We start from the raw sequence: 22,772 nt of genomic DNA, 5'->3' as shown, positions 1-22,772 counted from the left end.
GAAATGACCTCGATGTGGCGCACCAGCGGTTGGATCCTTGTGGGGAGTGCGCTGATCCTGGCGCTGTCTTTGGGCGTGCGGCATGGTTTCGGCCTGTTTCTGGCGCCGATGAGCAGCGAATTCGGCTGGGGCCGTGAGACCTTTGCCTTCGCCATCGCCTTGCAGAACCTGATCTGGGGTCTGGCGCAGCCATTTACCGGTGCGTTGGCCGACCGTTTCGGCGCCACCAAGGCCGTCTTTGTCGGTGGGGTGTTGTACGCCGCCGGCCTGGTGCTGATGGGCATGTCCGATTCGGCCTGGACGTTGTCGTTGAGTGCGGGCCTGCTCATCGGCATTGGCCTGTCCGGCACCTCGTTCTCGGTGATTCTGGGGGTGGTCGGCCGCGCGGTGGCGCCGGAAAAACGCAGCATGGCCATGGGCATTGCCAGCGCCGCCGGTTCTTTTGGCCAATTCGCCATGGTGCCGGGCACGTTGGGCTTGATCAGTTGGTTGGGGTGGTCGGCCGCGCTGCTGGCGCTGGGCTTGATGGTGGCGCTGATCCTGCCGCTGGTGACAATGCTCAAGGACCGGCCGCTGCCGGTGCTGGCCGGCCAGCAAACCCTGCGCGAGGCTTTGAAGGAAGCCTGCTCGCACTCCGGGTTCTGGCTGCTGGCCTTTGGCTTTTTCGTCTGCGGTTTCCAGGTGGTGTTTATCGGCGTGCATCTGCCGGCATACCTGGTGGACCAACACTTGCCGGCCACCGTCGGCACGACCGTATTGGCGCTGATCGGCCTGTTCAACATCTTCGGTACCTACACCGCCGGCTGGCTCGGTGGGCGCATGTCCAAACCACGCTTGTTGACGGGTTTGTACCTGTTGCGCGCGGTGGTGATCGTGTTGTTCCTGTGGGCGCCGGTCACCGAAATCAGCGCTTATCTGTTCGGCATGGCCATGGGCTTTCTGTGGCTGTCCACGGTGCCGCTGACCAACGGCACGGTCGCCACGCTGTTTGGTGTGCGAAACCTGTCCATGCTCGGTGGGATCGTGTTCCTGTTCCATCAACTGGGTTCATTCCTGGGCGGTTGGTTAGGCGGAGTGGTCTATGATCGAACCGGCAACTACGATTTGATCTGGCAAATGGCGATCCTGCTTAGCCTGCTCGCTGCGGCCCTGAATTGGCCGGTGCGTGAGCGGCCGGTCGCGCGATTGCAGGCACAGATGGAGGCAGCATGAATTCGATGGGGTACCTGTTCGGCGGGGTTGGCGCGATAGCGCTGCTGCTGGTGTTGGCATGGTGGGGCTGGCAGCGGGGTGGGCTGGCATTGATGCAACTGGGTATGTCGATCTGTTAAGTTCGATGTCCGGATTCTTTAAAGGACTTTTTGACATGCAGATGCGCTGGCTGGCTGTACCTGTGCTGATGGCGACCTTTGGCGGCGTGGCGTTGGCCGCCGAGTGCCCTTCCTTGCTTGAGGGCCAATTGCCCAAGCTGCGCGCCAAGGAGTCCATCGACCTGTGCCAGCGCTTTGCCGGCAAGCCACTGGTCATCGTCAACACCGCAAGCTTTTGTGGGTTCGCGCCGCAGTTCAAAGGCCTCGAAGCCTTGTATCAGCGCTACAAGGACCAAGGGCTGGAAGTGATCGGCGTGCCGTCCGATGACTTCAAGCAGGAAGCCAAGACGGGCGAGGAAACCGCCAAGGTCTGCTACGTGAATTATGGCGTGACCTTCACCATGACCGAGCCGCAGAAGGTCAAGGGGCCGGACGCGGTACACCTGTTCAAGGTGCTGGCGCAGCAGAGCAATGCGCCGAAGTGGAATTTCTACAAGTACGTGGTGGACCGTCAGGGCAAGGTGGTCGCCGATTTCTCCAGCCTGACCAAGCCGGACAGCCCGGAGCTGATCGAGGCGGTGGAGAAGGCCATCGCCTCCAAACCCTGAGCAACCCCGACTAAAAAGCCCCGCCTCCTTTGCAGGAGAGCGGGGCTTTTTTACACCACTGTGAATCAGAAGCGGTAGGTCATGCCCAGGCCGAAGCCGTTGGCGCTGTTTTCATACTTGGCGTTGTAGCTGGCCAGTTGGTTGGAGCGCGTGACCTTGACGTCTTCTTCCTTCAGGTAGGAGTAGGCGACGTCGATGGTCATGTTCGGCATGACCTCGTAGCCCAGGCCCAGGCTGAAGATGGTGCGGTCGCCGGTAGGAATGCGTGGCGAACGATCAGTGTTGTTGGTTGGCGACTGGTCGAATGTCAGGCCGGTACGCAGCACGACCTGTTTGGTCAACTGGTACGAAGTACCCACGGCGTAAGCCCAGGTATCGTGCCAGTTCTGATCTTCCTTGATGGTGCCGACCAGACTAGGCGCGAGCGCGCCGCCGCTGGCACCGCCAACGACACCTTCGTTCTTGACGGTGATGTCTTTCAGGCGGCTCCAGCGGGTCCAGGTGGCGCCTGCGTAGAGTTTCCAGGCGTCGGTCAGGTCTTGAGTCACCGAAAGGTCATAGGACTCAGGCGTGTCGATTTTCAGAGACGCGTCATAACGGTTGCTGCGCAAGAGGCCGGACGTTGCAGCGGGCGCGCTGACTTCGGTGTGACCGTCCAGCTTGTAGCTGACCTTGGAGTGATAGGTCAGGCCCACGCGAGTGGTGTCGGTGGCTTGCACCAGTACGCCGACGTTGAAGCCGAGCGCCGTGTCGTCGCCCTTGATCTTGATATTGGTGTCGGGTAACGCTTGGTTGAACGACAGATCCGATTCCAGCGTGCCGGAGATGCGGTTGATGGTCGGGCCAAAACCAACGGAAACGCGATCATTGAAGGCGTAGCTGACGGTCGGTTGAAAAGTCATGACTTTAACTTCGCTGTTGCTGCCGAAACTGCGGCCCTGGAAGTTTTTTTCGTAATCGGTCACCAGGCCGAACGGCGCATAGACGCCGAAGCCGACAGCCCACTGATCATTGAGTTTATTGGTGTAGAAACCGAAAGGAACCGCAGTGAAAGGCACCATGTCGCCTTTGTTGCTGCCACGCGAACGGCCGCTGGTATCGCTGATATTGGTGGAGGCGTCAATCGCCGCGACACCACCGGTAATCTGCTGGCCATTGAGGCGGGCCATACCGGCAGGGTTACCGTAGACAGTGCTTGCATCATCGGCAGAAGAAGAGCGACCTGCGAAACCCGTACCCATCCCGCTGACGCTCTGTTCGTTCAGTGCGAAACCGCTCGCGAACAGTTGGGAGGATGCCATGGCAACGGCGAGGCTAAGTGTGGTCTTGAGCATTACTTTTTTCATTATTAGAACTCCGGGGTGATCACCGCTGCGGAAAGTAACAATAAAATTAACATCGCGCTATAGGCTGTAATGTAGGAGATAGAGCGGTTTTGTAGGACAATCCGACCAAAATTCAGCGTTTTTGGCGAATCTTGCAAATTGCCCGGTCAGCAAACCACGTGATTCAAGGGTGAAACACAGGTTTTCCAGGTTTGGCTGAAATCACGCAGCCTTCCTTGCGGATGAAATATTTCTTTCCAGATACGCGCCATGGCTAAAACATCACCGGGTGGTGGCAGGGCGGGGCTGTGTTGTTCCACCAGGAGCCAGGCGATGGCCGTGGCGTAACGCAGGTTTACCGTGAGTTCCAACTGGGGGGCGCTGAGAAAGGCATGTTGACTGGCCAGCCCGCGCACCAGGCTGGCACGTTCTGGATCGAGCGCCAGGTAGGTGTCCCACAAGGCGCGATGCCGGGGTTCGGTGATGCTGTACAGGCCGTGGCCGCGCCGGTCGTGCAGTGCCGAGCCCAGTTCCGACTGGCTGGCCGCAATGCCCAGCAGCAGAGCCTCGGCCGTCGGGCTCTGCCGGCCGAGGTACGACAATGTCGGTCGGATCACATAACAACACAATTCACTGGCTGCGATACCCATACATACCTCAATCCGTGAAAGTGGTTGGCGAGGCCTGAGAGGGGGGGGCTTGGCAGCAGTGAATCGGATCTCAGGCTCGCCGGAAGCGGATCACGCCGCTTGAGTTGAAGTGTAGTGTCATATTCATGATGTAAAGGACTGTTTTTAAAACATCTTCGTTATTCAGTTATAACGTTTATATCTATTTGAACTTAGTGCAAAAGCTCAATACGTAAATATCAGGCAATAAAAAACCCTGTGTTTTAAACAGGGTTTTTTGGGTTTCAGCAACTCGGGTCGATCAGGCAACCAGTGCCTGACGGGTACGCTCGATCACGGCCTGCAGCGGTTCTGCGCTGGAGTATTGATCGGGGTACAGGCGTTCGCTGTGACGAGCGATACCGTGTTCGTTGACCAGGGTAAAACTGAAGCAGCCTTTGCGAGCGGCCATGATCAGGCAGTTCATCGGGGCAAAAGCATTGGTGAGGGTGCGAATGGCATCCTGAGTATGGATTTGAGTGGACATATTATTGGTGTTCCTACAAATGACACGGATAAGAACCGTGCAACGTTAAAACGTTCCAGTAACGTTGATCACCATTGATCAAACGAAGAACCCGACTGGAACAAAGCAGCCAGTTTAAAGCGCTGTTAATGGGCGCGCTTGGGCTGGCAGGTAGGTACTTAGGAGGGCAGGCATCACAACAGGGGCAAAGGTTCTGGGCCCGAGGTGAAGATCCTGATCAATTTGCAGGTTGGTTCGGTCAGAGTATGAAAACTTCGCGCCACCCTTTGCTTATTCAAAGGCAGTGTCGTCGCAAGTGATACCTGGAAACCATCGAGGTGGTCGATCCCGTGTTGTTCAGGGGAGTTATTCGACCAGAATTGACTTTCAGCTTGGTACTAACGCCGCGGATAGTAACGGATTGATACAGGGAAAGGAAGCGCACTGACCAAAAAACTTCAATCAGCCCCCCAACACGCCGCGATAGACCAGCACCGTGACGGCCGCGGCTAGTGAACAGCCCAGTGCGTAAGCGGCCAGGGTCAGGCGCAGGGATTGGCCGGTCTCGACCACCTTCATCACATCGCCCATGTCATTGATGCGGCCTTCACCCAGTTCGATACACAGGCTCACGGCTGTGAAAGCGGCCGACAGCAAGATTGCAATGGCAAACAAGGCCCCGTCCGGCGACGGCAGTGCGGCGTTGATCCCCAGGGAAGTGGCGCAAATCACCAGCAATAACCCGGCGAATATCAGAATTCCTTTCATCGCGCCTCCCACCGTTGCGCTGTCGGTCGGGCAGTGTGGCGAGCCTTTGAGGGTTTGAAAAGTGCCTGTTATGTCCTGCCGGTAACATTTTTGAGGCTGGCAGCTCCAAAAAAAGCCGGTGATATAACCATCGGGTGGGTACTTGTGCACATTAGTTGCGGCGTGTGTAGCCAGGCTGTCAAGGGTAAGGCAGGGTCGCCATTTGCCTGTAATGGAAATTTAAGTCAATGAAAAATCTGGCTTTTTTTAATTGGTGAAAAAATCGTCAGTTTGACTGCGAGGCCCGCTCCATGGGCGTTTGCGCGAGTTAGAGGGAGGTTGTCCACTGAGTTATCCACAGCTTCTGTGGATTGTCCCAAGCGCTTGCTCTAGGACGGGCGTGCACGGTTTTTTCAGCTTTACCTGTACGAAAAAAAGAGTAGAGTTGCGCGCCTTCCGTTCTGTCCCACAGTGCTTTATGAAGTTTCGCTCAGTATCACCTTCTGTTACCGACGCCCCGCAAGCTGTTACCGCACCCAGGCGCTTCTCCTTGAAAGTCGCCCTGTGGTTGCTCGACAGCCCGCGCCTGGGCCACAGCACCAACGTCAAGCACTTTGCCGGGCGCTTGCTCAAGCAGTCGGCCCGTGAAGGCGTAGTCGCCGCGCAAAGCCGCCTGGGCCAATTGATGTGCCGTGAGTGCGGCAACGCGCGCGACCGCCGCATTGGCCATGAGCTGCTGCGTTCAGCTGCGCGCGCCGGTGACCGCCGCGCCCAACGTGAACTGGGTCAGGTCGAAGACTGAGCTGTCCTCCCGCTCTATGCTTGGTTAACCTTGCTCTTTTTCGGTGATGGCAGAGATGGCTATGGCTTTTGACTGGACCAGTATTGCCTTGGGCCTGGCGGGTGCCGCAGTGCCTTTATTGGCGGTGTGCTGGCAGCTTCAACGGCGGCTGACTGCGCGCACCACCGGCTGGGAATTGCTGGAAGAACGCCTGGCCACGGCGCAATTGGCCCAGGAAGGCCTCGCTGCGCAGTTGGATGCCAGCCGCGATGAAATCAGCGACCTGAGCCACGCCAATGCCGCCAAGCAAGCCGACCTGGCCGCGCTGCGCCGCGAAGTCGAGTTGCTCCACATCGACCGCGACAACGCACGCGACGCCGCCCACGCCTGGAGCCTCGACCGCAGCGCCAAGGAAACCGAATTGCGGCGCCTCGATGCGTTGTCGGCCGCCCTGCGCGCCGAACTGCGCGAGCAACAGGAAAGCCAGCAACAGCGCCTCAATGACCTGCAAGGTTCGCGGGATGAACTGCGTGCACAGTTCGCCGAGCTGGCCGGCAAGATCTTCGATGAGCGTGAACAGCGCTTTGCGCAAACCAGCCAGGAACGCCTCGGGCAGTTGCTCGACCCGCTGAAGGAGCGCATTCAGTCCTTCGAAAAACGCGTGGAAGAGAGCTACCAGAACGAAGCGCGCGAGCGTTTTTCCCTGGCCAAGGAGCTTGAGCGCCTACAGCAATTGAACCTGCGTCTGTCGGATGAAGCCACCAACCTGACCCGCGCGCTCAAGGGCCAGAAAACCCAGGGCAACTGGGGTGAACTGATCCTAGAGCGGGTGCTGGAACATGCAGGTCTTGAGAAGGGTCGCGAGTACCAGACCCAGGTCAGCCTCAAGGGGCCGGATGGTGAGCGCTTCCAACCGGATGTGCTGATCATGTTGCCCGGCGACAAGCAGGTGGTGGTGGATTCCAAGGTCAGCCTGACGGCCTATCAACAATACGTCGCCGCCGATGATGAACTGATCGGCCAGGCGGCGTTGAAACAGCATGTGCTGTCATTGCGTAATCACGTCAAAGGTTTGGCCGGCAAGGACTACAAGCGCCTGGAAGGCTTGCACAGCCTGGATTTCGTGTTGTTGTTCGTGCCGATCGAAGCGGCGTTTTCCGCCGCGTTGCAGGCTGAGCCGAACCTGTTTCAGGAAGCCTTCGACCGCCACATCGTGATCGTCAGCCCCACCACCTTGCTGGCCACCTTGCGGGTGATCGACAGCCTGTGGAAGCAGGAACGCCAAAGCCAGAACGCCCGTGAAATCGCCGAGCGCGCCGGCTGGCTGTATGACAAGTTTGTGCTGTTTATCGAAGACCTGGATGAGGTGGGCAACCGTCTGCTGCAGTTGGACAAGGCTTACAGCGCTGCGAGAAACAAGCTGACGGATGGACGTGGAAATCTGGTCAGCCGCACCGAGCAATTAAAATTGCTCGGCGCCCGCGCGAGTAAAAGCCTGTCGGCGGATTTGCTGGAACGGGCCATGACCGACTCAGACGGCGTGGCGCACCTTCCCGAGTAAACGCAGTGCTAAATGTGGGGGCTTGCTCCCGATAGCGCAGTGCCAGTCGGTATTTATTGACTGGCATCCCGCTGGCGGAGCAAGCCGCTCCCACAGGTTGATCTGCTTGCCTACAGCGGTAAGTGCCGGCTGATCAACGCACGCAACGCCGCCGGCTTCACCGGTTTGGCCAGGTAGTCCAGCCCCGCTGCATGCACTTCGGCGACCATCTCGGGGCGGCCGTCGGCACTGATGACCACGCCGGGAATCGGCTCCGCCAATTGCGCGCGCAGCCAGCCCATCAATTCGGTGCCGGTCTCGCCGTGGTCCAGGTGGTAATCCACCAGCGCCAGTTGTGGCCGCACACCCTCTGCCAGCAACGCCGCGCACTGCGCCTGGTCGGTGGCGGTCCACACTTCGCAACCCCAGCGTGTCAGCAAACTGCGCATGCCGATCAGGATGCTCTCCTCGTTATCCACGCACAGTACTTGCGCGCCGCTCAGTGGCAGGCCATTTTCCTGCGGGGCCTTGACCGGTGCAGCGGTTTGGTTGCGCGCCAATGGCACGCGCACGCTGAACACGCTGCCTTGGCCCGGCCATGAGCGCACGCTGAGGCGATGGCCCAGCACGCGACATAGGCCATCGGCAATCGCCAGGCCCAGGCCCAGGCCTTTTTCAGCGCGAGTCTGATGGCTGTCCAGGCGCTTGAACTCTTCGAAGATCACCTTCTGTTTGTCCTGCGGAATACCGGGGCCACGATCCCAGACTTCCAGGCACAGTTCGCCCTTGCGTCGACGTACGCCAAGCAGCACCGGGCCGTCGGCATAGCGGAAGGCGTTGGTCAGGAAATTCTGCAAAATCCGCCGTAGCAGCTTGATGTCACTGTCGACGCGCAAACGGCTGCCGCGCAAGCGAAAGCGCAGGCCTTGTTCGTGGGCGAGTGCCTTGAATTCGGCACCCAGGGTATCGAACAGCTCGTTGAGGACAAAGGGCTGACGTTGCGGGTTGATCTTGCCGTTTTCCAGTCGTGAGATATCCAGCAAGTCACTGATCAGGTCTTCGGCGGAGCGCAGCGAACTGTCCAGGTGCTGCACCAGTTGCCGGGCTTCGCTGGACAGCCCGTCGTTCTGGTGGGAGAGGGCGGCGGAGAATAGGCGTGCGGCGTTCAACGGCTGCATCAAGTCATGGCTGACGGCCGCGAGGAAGCGTGTCTTCGACTGGCTGGCGGATTCGGCCACGCCTTTGGCATCGGTCAGCGCCACATTGAGCTGCGACAGTTCATGGGTACGCTCGGTCACCCGTTGTTCAAGGCCTTCGTTGGCCTCGGTGAGGGCCTGTTCGGCTTCGCGGAACGCGGTGATGTCGGTGAAACTCATGACAAAACCGCCGCCCGGCATTGGGTTGCCGATCAGCTCGATCACTCGCCCATTGGGGAACAAGCGCTCAGAGGTATGCGCGCGGCCCTGGCGCATCCAGTGCAGGCGTCGCGCCACATGCACTTCGGCCTCGCCGGGGCCACACAGGCCGCGCTCGGCGTTGTAGCGGATGATATCGGCAATCGGTCGGCCCACGCTGATCAAACCGTCCGGGTAATTGAACAGCTCCAGGTAGCGCCGGTTCCAGGCCACCAGCTTGAGGGACTGGTCCACCACGCTGATGCCCTGGGTGATGTTCTCGATGGCGCCTTGTAACAGCGCGCGGTTGAATTGCAGCACTTCAGACGCTTCGTCGGCAATGCGTACCACGTCCTCCAGCTGCATTTCCCGCCCTTCAATCGCAGCTTTTACTACGGCGCGTGTCGAAGAAGCGCCGAGTACACCGGCCAGCAGGCGCTCGGTGTGAGCAATCCAGTCGTTGTCGGCATTCTGGTTGGGGTTGAAGCCTTTGCCCTGGCGGTAAGCGAAGCGGATAAAGCTCTGTTGGGCGCGTTCTTCACCGACAAAGCGCGCCGCCAGGCTGAGCAGGTCGCTGATCTGTACCGACAACATCGAGCGGGCGCTGGCACGCTGGCTGATTTCCTGGCCGATGAAACGCCCGGCTTGCCAGTGTTCGGACACCCGCGTGCGCGACAACATCGACACCCACACAAATAAGGTGAAATTCCCCGCCAGGGAAAACACCGTGCCCAGTGTAAGAGAGGTCACCGACAAGCCGAGCGGGTGGGAATGCATCCACGTCAGGCCAGGGAAAAGGCTGAGTGACCAACCCAGGCTTTTCGCCGTTACCGGTAGGACCAACGTGTAGAACCACAGGAACGTACCTGCCGCCAACCCGGCAAACACGCCCCGTCGGTTAGCCTGCTTCCAGTACAGCGCGCCGAGCATGGCGGGGGCGAGCTGCGTCACGGCGGCAAACGCGATCTGGCCGATGGTGGCCAGGCTCGCGGTAGACCCCAGCAAGCGGTAGCTGACATACGCCAGCAACAGAATGATCACGATGCTGACCCGGCGTACCGAGAGCATCCAGTGGCGGAACACTTCGAATGGCCGCTCGGCGCTGGAGCGGCGCAACAGCCATGGCAGCAGCATGTCGTTGGAGACCATGGTCGATAAGGCGATGCTGGCCACAATCACCATGCCCGTGGCTGCCGAGGCGCCGCCGATAAAGGCCAGCACGGCGAGTGCCGGGTGAGCTTCGGCCATGGGCAGGCTGATCACGTAGGAGTCCGGCAATACCGACGTGGGTAACATCATTTTGCCGCCGAGGGCGATGGGTACCACAAACAGCGCGGCGAGGATCAGGTAGGCAGGGAAGACCCATTTGGCCAGGCGCAGATCCTGAGGGTCGATGTTCTCCACCACCGTCACGTGGAACTGGCGCGGCAGGCAAATGATCGCCATCATCGCCACGCCGGTCTGTACCACCATCGACGGCCAGTTGATGGTTTCTTTCCAGTACTCTTCCAGCCGTGGCGCAAGCATCGCCTGGCTGAACAGGTCGCCGAAACCGTCGTACAGGCCGTAGGTCACAAACGCGCCGACGGCAAGAAAAGCCAGCAGCTTGACCAGAGATTCAAATGCAATCGCCAACACCATGCCACGGTGGTGTTCGGTGGCGTCGAGGTTGCGCGTACCAAACACAATGGTGAACAACGCCAGCACCAGCGACACGATCAATGCCGTGTCCTGGGCGCGGGTGCCGGTGGTGTCGGCACCCGCGCCAATCAGCAGGTTCACCCCCAGCACGATGCCTTTGAGTTGCAGGGCGATATAAGGCAATACGCCGACGAGGCAGATCAGTGCGACCACGACCGCCAGGGCTTGGGATTTACCGTAGCGCGCGGCGATAAAGTCGGCGATTGAGGTGATGTTTTCCTGCTTGCTGATCAGGATCATCTTCTGCAGAACCCAGGGCGCTAACACCAGCAGCAGCACCGGCCCCAGGTATATCGGTAAGAACGCCCACAACTGTTCGGCGGCCTGGCCTACAGCGCCGAAGAAAGTCCAACTGGTGCAGTAAACCGCCAGCGACAGGCTGTACACCCAGGCGCGCACACGCGGCGGCAAGGGCGCGTGGCGACGGTCACCGTAGAAGGCGATGGCAAACATAATGGCCATATAGGCCAGGGCAACGGCGGCAATCAGCCCGCTGGACAGCGTCATGGTAACTCCGAGCACAAGAACGCCCGGGCATTCCAGGCCCGGTTGGACAGTCTCGCATGATGCTTGGGGTTAGTCAGTGTCGACCATGGTCTGAGCGCGACGTGATGTCGCGGCCTATCGAGGCGGCAGGGTTTTCTGGCGCAGGATGTAGACAGTCACCAGCACGGCACTGGTCAGCATGAACCCACGTGCCCACGGCAGCGGCACCAGGTAGCAGGAGAGGCCGATACTCAGCCACATCAGGCCGATGGCGTAGACCTTGCCCTTGAGCGGGATGCCGTTGCCCTCCAAATAGTCACGGATCCAGGGGCCCAGGCGTGGGTGTTCGACCAGCCACTGGTAGAAGCGCGGTGAGCTTCGAGCAAAGCAGGCGGCAGCGAGCAGGAGGAAGGGCGTCGTCGGCAGCACCGGGAGGAAAATGCCGATCACTCCCAGCGCAACGCTCAACCAGCCGATGGCCAGCAGTGCGTAACGCAGGAGCAGCGAGCGGTTGCCCATGGGTGTCACGGGCAAGCGACTCAGTGGTGACGAGGCTTGAGGATCGCCGGTTTTTCGTCAGGCGCGTTGCACAGCAGGTACAGCGCGGTCAGGGCTTCCGGGATCTGGACGATCATGTCGTCCATCAGGTTGGCATCGCTGGCGATGTCGGCGAATTCCGGCTGGTCGTCGAACAGGCCCGAACCGACCATGATCGGCAGGAGCATTTCGCTGACTTCTTCCTCGGCGGTTTCGAACCAGGCGGCTTCGCGCAGGAACACGCCTTCCATGAAACCGATGCACCAGCCGCGCAGGTCGGAGTCATCCGGGTCTTCACCCAGGTCCAGCTCGCATGGCAGCTCGAACTCCTCGTCGGAGGCCAGTTGACGACCGATGTGGGCCTTGAGGGCGAGCAGGGTGGCTTCGATTTCTTCGCGCTGGGCGTCGTTGGCGTAATGCGGCTCTTCGGCGAACAGTGCGTCGATCCATTCACGATCAGGCACTTCTTCGGCGCAGATCGACAGGGCGGTCAGGTAGCCGTGGGCGGCCACATAGTCCAGCGCCTCGTCATGCAGCTCATCGGCGTCGAGGAAGGCTTGCAGGCGGGTTAGTTGCTCAGCGAAGGACATTGAAGGACTACCTTGGGAATAAACGATGCTGAATTCTAGGCGTTCTTGCGCGCCCAAGCCAGTCGCCATGCAGATTTGCCAGGTTTTAGAGACGGGCTGCAATTCGTCAGTGGTGCCCTTCGGTGGATGACGCTCGGGTATACTGCCGCGTTTTGTGATGCCCTTACAGGTTAGGCGCCAGTCCGCGAAAACTTCGCTTACGGATTATTTCCCGTAAAGCCGTATTTTTTCGGCCAGCCTGTACAGAGGGTTTTCGGGACTATTTTTGGAGTTTTACATGCTCGAGCAGGCTCAACGCGTCCTCAAGGACATCTTCGGCTACGACAGTTTTCGTGGCCGCCAGGGTGCGATCATTGAGCGCGTGGCCAGTGGTGGAGACGCCCTGGTATTGATGCCTACCGGCGGCGGCAAATCCTTGTGCTTCCAGGTGCCGGCCTTGCTGCGCAATGGGTTGGCCGTGGTGGTGTCGCCGTTGATCGCGTTGATGGACGATCAGGTCGCTACCCTGGAAGAACTCGGCGTCGCGGCTGCGTCCTTGAACTCCACCCTCAGCGCCGAGCAGCAGCGCGATCTGGCTGCGCGCATCAAGCGTGGCGAAGTGAAAATGCTGTACCTGGCCCCTGAGCGCCTGGTGCAGCCGCGCATGCTGGCCTTTTTGCAAAGCCTGGAAATCGCCTTGTTCGCCATCGATGAAGCGCACTGCGTCTCGCAGTGGGGCCACGATTTCCGTCGCGAATACCTGCAACTGGGTCAGTTGGCCGAACTGTTCCCCGATGTGCCGCGTATCGCCCTGACCGCCACTGCCGACAAGCGCACCCGCGAAGAAATCGTCGAGCGCCTGCACCTGCAGAATGCCGAGCGTTTCCTGTCGAGCTTCGACCGTCCGAATATCTTCTACCGCATTGTGCCCAAGGAGCAGCCGCGCAAGCAGTTGCTGGCGTTCCTCTCCGAACGGCGCAGCGATGCGGGCATCGTTTATTGCCTGTCGCGCAAGAAGGTCGACGAAGTGGCCGCGTTCCTCTGCGAGCAGGGCTACCCGGCACTGCCGTACCACGCAGGGTTGCCGAATGAAACGCGCTCTGCGCACCAGAAGCGCTTCCTTAACGAGGAAGGCCTGATCATGGTGGCCACCATCGCGTTCGGCATGGGTATCGACAAATCCAACGTACGTTTCGTGGCTCATATGGACCTTCCCAAGTCCCTTGAGGCGTACTACCAGGAAACCGGTCGTGCCGGCCGTGATGGCCTGCCGGCGGATGCCTGGATGGTCTACGGCCTGCAAGACGTGGTGATGCTCAAGCAGATGTTGCAGAACTCCGAAGGCGACGAACGCCACAAGCGACTGGAGCAGCACAAGCTCGACGCCATGCTCTCCCTGTGTGAAGAGACCCGCTGCCGGCGCCAGACCTTGCTGGCGTACTTCGACGAAGACATGCCACAGCCGTGTGGCCACTGCGATAACTGCATGGACGGCGTGCAGACCTGGGACGCCACTGAGCCTGCGCGTCAGGCCTTGTCCACGATCTATCGCACCGGCCAGCGTTATGGCGTGGGGCATCTGGTGGATGTACTGCTGGGCAAGGACAACGAAAAGGTGCGCAGCTTCGGTCACGAAAAGCTGTCGGTCTATGGGGTCGGCAAGGCCCGCGCCGAAGGTGAGTGGCGTTCGCTGTTCCGGCAGATGGTCGCGCGCGGCCTGGTGGACATCGACATTGAGGGCTATGGCGGCCTGCGCCTGAACGACAGTTGCCGGCCGCTGCTCAAGGGCGAGGTGAGCCTGGAGCTGCGCCGCGACCTCAAGCCGCAGACCACGGCCAAGAGCAGCACCAGCCAGGCCAGCCAGTTGGTGCGCTTGGAGGAACGCGAACAGTGGGAAGCCCTGCGTACCCTTCGACGCAAACTGGCGCAGGAACACAGCGTGCCGCCTTACGTTATTTTCCCCGACTCCACCTTGCTGGAGATGCTGCGCGAGCAGCCGACCACGATGGCGCAAATGGGGCGGGTCAGTGGTGTGGGGGCGCGCAAGCTTGAGCGCTACGGCCAGGCGTTCCTCGAAGTGCTCGGCGGCCAGGCCGAAGCGCCGAAGGAAATCGCGGATATTCGCCACGAGCTGATCAGCCTGGCACGTGCCGGCATGACGCCGATCCAGATCGCCGGCCAGTTGCAATGCTCGGAAAAGAACGTCTACACCTTGCTGGCCGAAGCCATCGGCAAACAACAGCTGTCGCTGGAGCAGGCGCTTGATTTGCCGGAAGATTTGCTCGGCGAGATCCAGGACGCGTTTCTTGATGGCGAGGGCGAACTGCCACCGGTGGCCGAGATCGCGCCGCTGTTTTCAGGGCGCGTTCCAGACGGTGTGTTGTACTGCGTGCGGGCCGCTTTGCAGTCTGAATTCGAAATTTAGTGTGCCAATTACGACAATGTAACGAATCAGTACATAGCGACTCTTGCCTACGGGCATGGCGCATGCTTAGCTGACTAATAATTAGCCACAATTTGTTTTTAGTCTAAATCATGAGTTTTTTATGCCGTTAACCGATCAACACCGTTTTGGCATGCAGCTGGCGCAAATGTCCCGAGGTTGGCGCGCTGAGCTGGACCGCCGTTTGGCGGGGCTGGGTTTGTCCCAGGCGCGCTGGCTGGTGCTGTTGCACCTGGCCCGTTTCGAAGAAGCACCGACACAGCGTGAGCTGGCGCAAAGCGTCGGTGTAGAAGGGCCGACCCTGGCCCGTTTGCTCGACAGCCTCGAAGGCCAAGGCCTGGTGCAACGCCAGGCCGTGGTGGAAGACCGTCGCGCCAAACGCATCCTGCTGTGTGACACCGCCCGGCCGTTGATCGAGCAGATTGAAACCATTGCCACCGCTTTGCGCCACGAGCTCTTTGTGGGCGTGGACGAGGCGGATCTGCGCGTGTGCATGCGCGTGCATGGGCACATCCTGGCGAATCTGGAAAAGTCCTGACCTGAACGCTGATGTATGCCGGCCGGACTTGTTGTGGTGAGCGGGCCCGCTCACCTCATTAAGTCCCGCTCATCACCACCCCCCCCACACATTTGATTTGCGTAGGGCTCTAGAACGTCTGCCCGAGGTTCAGGTACACCGCCTTCTGATTATCATCATTGAAGCCATAGCTGAAATTCAGCGGCCCCAGCGGTGTATCAAACCCCAGGAAAATACTCGCGGCGTTGATATAACCGCTATCGAATTCATTGTCGTTGTTCCACGCCCGACCGCGTTCCAGCGACGCGCCGAGGTACAGCGGGAAATCCAGCGGCAGGTACGAACGCGGCGTCAGCCGGCGGTAGTACACCGCGCGCATCAGGCTGATGTTCTGCCCTGAAATCGCATCCTGGCGAAAGCCCGACAATTGCCGCGCACCGCCCAGCAGGAAGCTGGAAATCACCACGTCCGAATCATCCAGGGTGCGCCCGTAGCGACCGCCCAGCACCAACGTGTCCGGGCCGTGGCTCATGGCTTTGTCGAGCTTGAATTCCCACTGCCGGTAACGCTGGTCCGAGCCCAGGCCGGGCTCGAACTCACGGAAGGCCAGGCCAATGTCCTCGCCGGTGTGCGGGAAGTACACGTTGTCCAGGGAGTCGAAGGAATACTTCAACTCATAGAAACCCTCGTTGAAGCTCAAACTCGGTAGGTCGCGGTCGCCAATGCGCACATCGGCTTTGCCCCAGGCCTCGCCGACGCCGAAGCGGATCTCGCCGCTGTTGCCGATCTGGCGCCCCACGTTCAAACCGAAACCATAGCGTTCCAGGCGGTATTCGGAGATGGGGTCGTTGTCCAGGATCAACTCGACGTTCTGCGCCTGGGCGCTGAGATAGGGCGCGATAAAGTAGCGTGAACCGGCGTCCATCGGTTGGTAGAACTCGCTGTACAGTTCTTGCCGATCACCGATCTGCACGCGCGTCAGCCATTCGGCGCCGAGGCGGTTGATGCCATTGATGCGGTAGCTGGCGCCGAGGTTGAAGGCGCTGTCGCCGCGCATGTCGTCCGACAGGTTCAAGCCCAGGCGCAGGTAATCGGTGCCGCTGCGTTTGCCGCGTGCGCTGATGACCAGCGTATTGTCCTGGCCTTTTTTCACGACGCGGTATTGCACCTGATCGAAGTAGTCCAGGCCATACAGGGTGCCCATGTCGGTTTGCAAACGGCCGAGGTTCAGCGGTTCACCCAGCGGTTGACGGATGTAGTAGCGGATCACGTCGTCGCTGACTTTCGAGTCGTTCTCCAGCTTGATTGCAGTGATCACCGGGGTGCGTTCGCCCGGTGTACGCGCGGCCACCAGTGTGGGGTCGATGGGTTCGGCGGGGCGCAAGTGGGCCAGGCGCAAGTCCAGGGCGCGGGTGGCACGGTAGCCGGCGTCGATCATGTCTTTGGCGCGGCCGAAGTCGGTCACGCCATAGGCGGCCAGGGGCGGCTGGATCAGCACGTCCTTGGGGTTCAGCGCCTTGAGCTGCTCTTCGGAATTGCGCCGGGTCATCAGGGTAATGGACTGGTTGAGCACGTCCACCACCGTTGCCAGTTGTTTGCGCGAGCGCAGCGGGGTGCCGATATCGACGACGATGGCGATATCGACCCCCATCTCCCGTGCCACATCCAGGGGGATGTTGTCGGTCATGCCGCCATCCACCAGCAGGCGGCCGTCCAGCTCCACCGGGGCGAACACCGCCGGGATCGACATGCTGGCGCGGATTACCTGGGGCAGGTGGCCCTTGCTGAACACCACCTTTTCGCCGGTGGTGATATCGGTGGCCACGGCGCGGAAGGGGATCGGCAGCTTGTCGAAATTACGCGTGTTGCTGCTGTGGGCGAACATGCTTTCCAGCAGCAGCGCCAGGTTCTGGCCCTGGATCACTCCGAGCGGCAGGCCGAGGCTGCCGTCATCACGAAAGCTCAGCTTTTGCTTGACCAGGAAATCACGGTCGTCCTGCTTGCGCCGAAACGGCACGTCTTCGCGCGGCGGCGCATCGGACAAGGCCTGCTGCCAGTCGATACTCAGCGCGAGTTTTTCCAGCTCATCGATCTTGTAGCCCGAGGCGTACAGCCCGCCGATCACCGCGCCCATGCTGGTGCCGGCGATGGCGTCGATGTGGATACCTTGTTCCTCCAGCGCCTTGAGCACACCGATATGCGCCAGCCCACGGGCGGCGCCACCAGACAGCACCAGGCCGATTTTAGGGCGTGGGGCTTCGACGGCATCGGCAAACAGAGGGATGAGGCACAGAAACAGGTAGGGCAACAGGCGGCGCATCGTGAATCTCGAGGCTGGGCGATAAAGGCCGCTATTATAGCCGCCTGACCCTCATCCCTCGTTACGCCAGGAATTTCTGAATTATGTCCGCGAGCAAACCCGAGATCGTCATCACCTATTGCACCCAGTGTCAGTGGCTGTTGCGTGCGGCCTGGCTGGCCCAGGAGCTGTTGAGCACTTTCAGCGATGACCTGGCCAAGGTGTCGCTGGAGCCTGCCAGCGGTGGGGCGTTCCGCATCACCTGTGATGGCGTGCAGATCTGGGAGCGCAAGGCGGACGGTGGTTTCCCCGAAGCCAAGGTGCTCAAGCAGCGCGTGCGCGATCGGATCGACCCGCAGCGCGACCTGGGGCACAACGACCGTACGCAGTAAAAGTCACCGCCGCTGTTGGGCGGTGACCCGGTGGTGCGCCGTTATTTCTCGGCCATCTTGCTTTTGATCAAGCCTACCACCCAGGTGAGCACCAGGCCGCCGACGCCACCGCCGACAATATTGCTGCCGACCGCCGCCACATCCAGTGCTTCGCCACCGGAGGTGCCGGTCAGCGCCGAAACAACCTGGCCCAGGATCAGGCCGCCGACGCCACCGAGAGTGGTATTGAGCCCGGTGCCCAGGCTTTGTTTGGTCATGCCGGCGAGGTTACCGCCGACGGCGCCGCTGATCACCTGAACCAGCAAGCTGATGAGCATTTCCATGGTTAAAGCTCCTGCATCGCGTTGAGGGATGACCACCCACGTGCAGCAACTTCAGAAAACGCCGTGGCTGTCGTCGAGCGGTCTTTATCCGTTGAACGACTACAGACTGTTGCGGATGTTTAAAGTATAGATCAGGCCGTTGCAGCCGGTTGTTTAGCCTGGCTGGCGCTGCCCAGCAGCCCCGAAAGCACGATGGCGACGATGATCAGCACGCCGCCCAGCAGCATGCGCAGCGTCGGCGTTTCGGCGAACAACAGCCAGGCCGCCGTGATGCCGTAGACCGGTTCCATGGCAAACACCACCGAGGCGGTACGGGCCTTGATCACCGCGAGGCTGGCCACAAACAGGCTGTGGGCCAGGCCAGTGCAGAACACGCCGAGCAGGCCGATCCACAACCAGTCCAGCGCGCTTACTTGCATCAGGCCCGGCGCGGCCACGGGCAGCAGGCATACCGCGACCACCACGTTCTGGCACAACGCCGCCTGCACCGCCGGTATACGCCCGGAGCTGGCGCGATTGTTCAGCGAAAGCAGGGAGAACAGCAGCCCCGAGGCGATGCCCCACAGCAAGCCACCGGTGGCTTCGCTGGCCAGGTTGAAGTCCGGGGTGACCAGCACCAGCCCAACGCTCACCAGTACCACCAGCACGATTTCATTGGCGCGGATGCGTTCGCGGAAAATCAGCCCCTCAAGGATCACGGTAAACGCCGGGAACGCCGTGAACCCCAGCGTGGCGACGGCCACACCGGCCACCTTGACCGCGATGAAGAACGTCACCCAATGTGCCGCCAGCAACACGCCGCTGACCAACAGGCGGCGCCAATCGCGCCGCTCCAGGGTTTTCCACGCGGTGTTGCTGGCAAATCGGGCGAATACCGCCAGCGCCAGCACGGCAAACAGGGCGCGCCCAAATACGATGATCGACGGCGAGGCGGCCGCCAGCTTGCCGAAGACGCCGGTGAGGCCAAACATCAATGCGCCGATATGCAGGGCGCCGAGGGCTGAGCGGGGAGTCATTGCGATCCTTGAGCAGACGAGCTAACAGCCTCGCAGTCTAATGGGTTGGTCATGCCGATGTCTGTGGGTTGCAGCGCGTTTGGCCAAACCCGGGCGAACAGGCTCGTCGCTGTCATCAGACTGACGCACAGCTGTCATGGGCTATTAATCGCCAGGGCGCAAGCTCGCCAAAACAGCGTCGAGGGATGCCCATGACCAGTGCCGAGCTCACCCAGCCCAGCCGTAAACAGCGCGTACGTACCTTGTGGATTTCCGATGTGCACCTGGGCACCCGGGATTGCCAGGCCGAACACTTGTCGCAGTTCCTCAAGGGCTACCACGCCGACAAAGTGTACTTGGTGGGTGACATCATCGACGGCTGGAAAATGCGCGGGGGCATGTATTGGCCACAAGCGCACACCAACGTCATCCGCCGCCTGCTGACCATGGCCAAGCGCGGCACCGAGGTGATCTACGTCACCGGTAACCATGACGAGTTCCTGCGCCGCTATTCCAAGTTGATCCTGGGCAATATCCAATTGGTCGATGAGGCGGTGCACGTGACTGCCGATGGCCGTCATCTGTTGGTGATCCATGGCGATCAGTTCGATGTGATCACCCGTTATCACCGTTGGCTGGCGTTTCTCGGCGACTCGGCCTACGAGTTCACCCTCACCTTGAACCGCTGGCTGAACCATTGGCGCGCACGGTACGGCTATGGCTATTGGTCACTCTCGGCGTATTTGAAGCACAAGGTCAAAACCGCCGTGAGTTTTATCAGCGATTTCGAAGAAGCCATCGCCCACGAAGTGACCAAGCGCGAATTGCATGGCGTGGTGTGCGGGCATATCCACCATGCGGAGATCCGCAAAGTGGGCGAGGTGGACTACCTCAACTGTGGGGATTGGGTGGAGTCGTGCACGGCGCTGATCGAGCACTGGGATGGGCATATCGAGTTGTATCGGCTGGCGGATGCGCAGGCCAGAGAGGCACTGCTCAAGGCTGAGATGGTCGCAAGCTGAAGGCCAACCACAGTCCAAATGAGGGAGGTGGAAAACCCCTCCCTCATTTGAACCGGTTTGTTCAGTTGCAGACGTCGGCGATCGCTTCGGCCAATAGCGCCAACCGCGTTGCATCCGCCCCGGCCACGTTGGCCCGGCCCGAACTGACCATATACACACTGTGCTTCTCGCGCAGTTGCTTGACCTGCTCGGCGTTCAAACCGGTGTAGGAAAACATCCCGCGTTGCGCGCCAATATGCGCAAACCGCTCGGCCAGCCCATGGGGCGCGAGCGCCTCCACCAGCCCGGAACGCAACTGCGCGATCCGTGAACGCATGGCTTCGACCTCGTCGCTCCACTGCTTTTTCAACTGGGCATCACCGAGGATGGTCGCGACCACGGCCGCGCCATGATCCGGCGGCGTCGACCACAGGTTGCGCGCGATATTCGCCAGTTGGCTGCGTACATCCGTCAGCTTCTCGGCATCCGCGGCGCACACGATCAGCGCGCCGACCCGGTCGCGGTACAGGCCGAAGTTCTTCGAGCAAGAACTGGTGACCAGCACTTCCGGCAGTTCGGCGGCAAACAATCGCACGGCCCAGGCGTCTTGCTCCAGGCCATCGCCGAAACCCTGGTAGGCAAAGTCGATCAGCGGCAGCAACTGGCGCTCGCGCACGATCTGCAGCACTTGGCGCCAGTCATCCCGGGACAGGTCGAAACCGGTGGGGTTGTGGCAACAGGCATGCAGCAGCACCACATCACCCTCGGGTACGCGGGCCAATGTTGCCAGCATCGCGGCTACATCCAGGCGGTTGTCCGCGCCTACGTAGGGGTAGTGGCTGACCTTGAGGCCGGCCTTGGCGAAGATGGTTTCGTGGATCGGCCAGGTCGGGTTGCTCAGCCACACGCCCCGGCCGGGCAGGCTGTGGGCGATAAAGTCGGCGCTCAGGCGCAGGGCGCCGGTGCCGCCAGGCGTCTGGGTGGCGCCGGCACGGCGGTCGCGAATCAGCGCGCAATCGGCACCGAGCACCAGTTCGCTGATCAACGCGCCGAAGGCTGCATCGCCGTGGCCGCCGATGTAGGTCTTGGTGGTTTGCCGCTCCACCAGGCGCTGCTCCGCCAGCTTCACCGAAGGGGGAATCGGCGTCAGGCCCTGGTCGTCCTTGTACACGCCCACGCCCAGATCGAACTTGTTCGGGTTGGGATCCTGGGCGTACAGGTCCATCAGCCCCAGGATCGGGTCGCCGGGTACGCGGCCAATGGCATCGAAATGCATTACTTGCGGCCCTCGGCGGTCTTGGCCACTTCGTCGGTGCGCGCGGCCATGATGAAGTCGTTGCGGTGCAGGCCCTTGATCGAGTGGCTCCACCAGGTCACGGTGACTTTGCCCCACTCGGTGAGCAGGCCTGGGTGATGGCCTTCGGCTTCGGAGATTTCACCCATGGCGTTGGTAAAGGCCAGGGCAAACTTGAAGTTCTTGAACAGGAAGACTTTTTCCAGCTGCATCACACCGTCGCGTACTTCGATGTTCCAGTCGGGGATCTGCTTGATCAGTACCGGCAGTTCTTCATCGCTGACCTGTGGGGCATCGGCGCGGCAGGCTTCGCAGTGGGCTTGGTTCAAGGTGGTCATGTGCGGTGTCCTGAATTCGAATGATTGAAGATCAGTGAGCGTCACCCTAAAGCAACGCGGGGCCAGGGAAAAGGCTCACCTGGCCATAAAAATCGTGGTTCACGCGGCTTTGGGTTTGGGCGGGAACTTGGGGGCGTGCAGACCCAGCTGCATGCCGCGTTCGACCATGCCCATGATGTCTTCCTGGGCTACCTCGAACAGGCGCTTGAGCTCGGGCAGCACAAAATAGAGCGGTTGCAGGATGTCGATGCGATACGGCGTGCGCATCGCCTCCAGCGGGTCGAAGGCCTGGTGCTCGGGCTCGGAGGACAGGCTGTACACCGTCTCCTTGGGCGACGACAGGATCCCGCCGCCGTAGATGCGTCGACCCTGGGGAGTGTCCACCAGGCCGAACTCGATGGTCATCCAGTACAGGCGCGCCAGGTACACCCGCTGCTCCTTGGTGGCCGCCAGGCCGAGTTTGCCGTAGGTGTGGGTGAATTCAGCGAACCAGGGGTTGGTCAGCAGGGGGCAGTGGCCGAAGATCTCGTGGAAAATATCCGGCTCTTGCAGGTAGTCCAGTTCTTCACGGGTACGAATAAAGGTCGCCACCGGAAACTGCTTGCTGGCGAGCAATTCGAAAAAAGTCTGGAAGGGAATCAACGCCGGTACCCGTGCGACTTGCCAGCCGGTGGTTTCGGCCAGCACGGCGTTGATTTCGCCCAACTGGGGGATGCGGTCCAGCGGCAGGCCGAGCTTGTCGATGCCGTCCAGGTATTCCTGGCAGGCGCGACCCTCGATCACTTTCAACTGACGTGTGATCAGGGTGTTCCACACCGCGTGTTCTTCCGGCGGGTAGTGGATAAAACCTTGCGCATCGGGCTCGCGGGCCACGTAGTGCGTCTGCTTCATACGGTTCTCCTGCTAGGCATTCGTTCTTGTTATGTCCTGCGATGTACCTATTGATAACCCGTGAAGGGCAGGATTCCACCCGCCTGCGCGGTGTTCTTGTAGGAAAAGACGCGGCTTTTCGTAAAGTATTCGTTACGTTTCTGTAGC

Annotated in this window: 22 protein-coding genes; 9 read left to right on the top strand and 13 right to left on the bottom strand. The window is 60.6% G+C overall.

What is annotated here, in order from left to right:
* Positions 1-12 precede the first annotated feature (12 nt).
* The 3 genes from KSS96_RS20710 to KSS96_RS20705 are packed head-to-tail and all read left to right on the top strand — an operon-like array spanning position 13 to position 1,918.
* Positions 13-1,212: an MFS transporter gene (locus tag KSS96_RS20710; RefSeq protein ID WP_177412882.1), complete on the top strand. Its 1,200-nt coding sequence runs from the start codon at positions 13-15 to the stop codon at positions 1,210-1,212.
* Positions 1,209-1,331 (top strand): hypothetical protein, encoded by a 123-nt coding sequence (locus tag KSS96_RS28120; protein ID WP_017527581.1) that lies wholly within the window; start codon positions 1,209-1,211, stop codon positions 1,329-1,331. The genes KSS96_RS20710 and KSS96_RS28120 overlap by 4 nt, the downstream gene beginning before the upstream one ends.
* A 35-nt stretch (positions 1,332-1,366) precedes the next feature.
* Complete coding sequence (locus tag KSS96_RS20705; protein WP_017527582.1) at positions 1,367-1,918, top strand: glutathione peroxidase; 552 nt, start codon at positions 1,367-1,369, stop codon at positions 1,916-1,918.
* A gap of 65 nt (positions 1,919-1,983) precedes the next feature.
* On the opposite strand, the gene KSS96_RS20700 is transcribed toward KSS96_RS20705, so the two are convergent.
* The 4 genes from KSS96_RS20700 to KSS96_RS20685 form a co-directional block, all read right to left on the bottom strand.
* Positions 1,984-3,264, bottom strand: coding sequence for an OmpP1/FadL family transporter (locus tag KSS96_RS20700; RefSeq protein WP_065878092.1), 1,281 nt, complete (start codon positions 3,262-3,264; stop codon positions 1,984-1,986).
* Positions 3,265-3,410: 146 nt separating this feature from the next.
* Positions 3,411-3,893 (bottom strand): hypothetical protein, encoded by a 483-nt coding sequence (locus KSS96_RS20695; RefSeq protein WP_065878090.1) that lies wholly within the window; start codon positions 3,891-3,893, stop codon positions 3,411-3,413.
* 280 nt (positions 3,894-4,173) lie between these two features.
* Positions 4,174-4,398 carry a hypothetical protein gene (locus KSS96_RS20690; RefSeq protein ID WP_007898912.1) on the bottom strand — a complete coding sequence of 75 codons (225 nt, stop codon included), beginning with the start codon at positions 4,396-4,398 and terminating at the stop codon, positions 4,174-4,176.
* 441 nt (positions 4,399-4,839) lie between these two features.
* On the bottom strand, positions 4,840-5,145 hold the full coding sequence (locus tag KSS96_RS20685) for a hypothetical protein (protein ID WP_017527585.1): 306 nt from the start codon (positions 5,143-5,145) through the stop codon (positions 4,840-4,842).
* Positions 5,146-5,602: 457 nt separating this feature from the next.
* On the opposite strand from KSS96_RS20685, the gene KSS96_RS20680 reads away from it, so the two are divergent.
* Both KSS96_RS20680 and KSS96_RS20675 read left to right on the top strand, forming a co-directional pair.
* Positions 5,603-5,926 carry an SEL1-like repeat protein gene (locus KSS96_RS20680; RefSeq protein WP_065878088.1) on the top strand — a complete coding sequence of 108 codons (324 nt, stop codon included), beginning with the start codon at positions 5,603-5,605 and terminating at the stop codon, positions 5,924-5,926.
* A gap of 175 nt (positions 5,927-6,101) precedes the next feature.
* Entirely contained in the window at positions 6,102-7,466 is a 1,365-nt protein-coding gene (locus KSS96_RS20675; protein ID WP_175404203.1) for a DNA recombination protein RmuC, read from the top strand.
* A 110-nt stretch (positions 7,467-7,576) separates the two neighbouring features.
* Here KSS96_RS20675 and KSS96_RS20670 read toward each other — a convergent pair whose 3' ends face one another.
* From KSS96_RS20670 to KSS96_RS20660, 3 genes are all read right to left on the bottom strand, one after another.
* Positions 7,577-11,047: a hybrid sensor histidine kinase/response regulator gene (locus KSS96_RS20670; RefSeq protein ID WP_017527588.1), complete on the bottom strand. Its 3,471-nt coding sequence runs from the start codon at positions 11,045-11,047 to the stop codon at positions 7,577-7,579.
* Between the two features lie 114 nt (positions 11,048-11,161).
* Positions 11,162-11,545, bottom strand: coding sequence for a YbaN family protein (locus KSS96_RS20665; RefSeq protein ID WP_026067239.1), 384 nt, complete (start codon positions 11,543-11,545; stop codon positions 11,162-11,164).
* Positions 11,546-11,565: 20 nt separating this feature from the next.
* Positions 11,566-12,153 carry a UPF0149 family protein gene (locus tag KSS96_RS20660; protein WP_065878086.1) on the bottom strand — a complete coding sequence of 196 codons (588 nt, stop codon included), beginning with the start codon at positions 12,151-12,153 and terminating at the stop codon, positions 11,566-11,568.
* A 277-nt stretch (positions 12,154-12,430) separates the two neighbouring features.
* Here KSS96_RS20660 and recQ point away from each other — a divergent pair, with 277 nt between their 5' ends.
* Together recQ and KSS96_RS20650 are read left to right on the top strand one after the other, a co-directional pair.
* Positions 12,431-14,557: a DNA helicase RecQ gene (gene recQ, locus KSS96_RS20655; protein WP_017527591.1), complete on the top strand. Its 2,127-nt coding sequence runs from the start codon at positions 12,431-12,433 to the stop codon at positions 14,555-14,557.
* Positions 14,558-14,678: 121 nt separating this feature from the next.
* Complete coding sequence (locus KSS96_RS20650; protein WP_017527592.1) at positions 14,679-15,113, top strand: MarR family transcriptional regulator; 435 nt, start codon at positions 14,679-14,681, stop codon at positions 15,111-15,113.
* Positions 15,114-15,222: 109 nt separating this feature from the next.
* Here the strand turns inward: KSS96_RS20650 and KSS96_RS20645 are convergent, their stop codons facing one another.
* Positions 15,223-17,412 (bottom strand): patatin-like phospholipase family protein, encoded by a 2,190-nt coding sequence (locus tag KSS96_RS20645; protein ID WP_017527593.1) that lies wholly within the window; start codon positions 17,410-17,412, stop codon positions 15,223-15,225.
* 83 nt (positions 17,413-17,495) lie between these two features.
* On the opposite strand from KSS96_RS20645, the gene KSS96_RS20640 reads away from it, so the two are divergent.
* Positions 17,496-17,783 (top strand): Rdx family protein, encoded by a 288-nt coding sequence (locus KSS96_RS20640; protein ID WP_017527594.1) that lies wholly within the window; start codon positions 17,496-17,498, stop codon positions 17,781-17,783.
* Positions 17,784-17,824: 41 nt separating this feature from the next.
* Here KSS96_RS20640 and KSS96_RS20635 read toward each other — a convergent pair whose 3' ends face one another.
* Positions 17,825-18,106 carry a hypothetical protein gene (locus tag KSS96_RS20635; protein WP_017527595.1) on the bottom strand — a complete coding sequence of 94 codons (282 nt, stop codon included), beginning with the start codon at positions 18,104-18,106 and terminating at the stop codon, positions 17,825-17,827.
* A 131-nt stretch (positions 18,107-18,237) separates the two neighbouring features.
* Positions 18,238-19,122, bottom strand: coding sequence for a DMT family transporter (locus KSS96_RS20630; protein ID WP_017527596.1), 885 nt, complete (start codon positions 19,120-19,122; stop codon positions 18,238-18,240).
* Positions 19,123-19,313: 191 nt separating this feature from the next.
* Between KSS96_RS20630 and KSS96_RS20625 the strand changes: the two genes are divergently transcribed.
* Entirely contained in the window at positions 19,314-20,123 is an 810-nt protein-coding gene (locus KSS96_RS20625; RefSeq protein WP_065878084.1) for a UDP-2,3-diacylglucosamine diphosphatase, read from the top strand.
* 61 nt (positions 20,124-20,184) lie between these two features.
* On the opposite strand, the gene KSS96_RS20620 is transcribed toward KSS96_RS20625, so the two are convergent.
* The 3 genes from KSS96_RS20620 to phhA all read right to left on the bottom strand — a co-directional run bounded on the left by KSS96_RS20620 (position 20,185) and on the right by phhA (position 22,625).
* Entirely contained in the window at positions 20,185-21,378 is a 1,194-nt protein-coding gene (locus tag KSS96_RS20620) for an amino acid aminotransferase (protein ID WP_017527598.1), read from the bottom strand.
* Positions 21,378-21,734: a 4a-hydroxytetrahydrobiopterin dehydratase gene (locus tag KSS96_RS20615; RefSeq protein WP_003192995.1), complete on the bottom strand. Its 357-nt coding sequence runs from the start codon at positions 21,732-21,734 to the stop codon at positions 21,378-21,380. Before KSS96_RS20615 ends, KSS96_RS20620 begins: the two co-directional genes overlap by 1 nt.
* Positions 21,735-21,833: 99 nt before the next feature.
* Entirely contained in the window at positions 21,834-22,625 is a 792-nt protein-coding gene (phhA, locus tag KSS96_RS20610; protein WP_217855286.1) for a phenylalanine 4-monooxygenase, read from the bottom strand.
* Positions 22,626-22,772 lie beyond the last annotated feature (147 nt).

The organism is Pseudomonas asgharzadehiana (assembly GCF_019139815.1).
Lineage (GTDB): Bacteria > Pseudomonadota > Gammaproteobacteria > Pseudomonadales > Pseudomonadaceae > Aquipseudomonas > Aquipseudomonas asgharzadehiana.
Note: the sequence above shows the minus strand (reverse complement) of the source record. Positions and strands in the feature narration are given on the sequence as shown.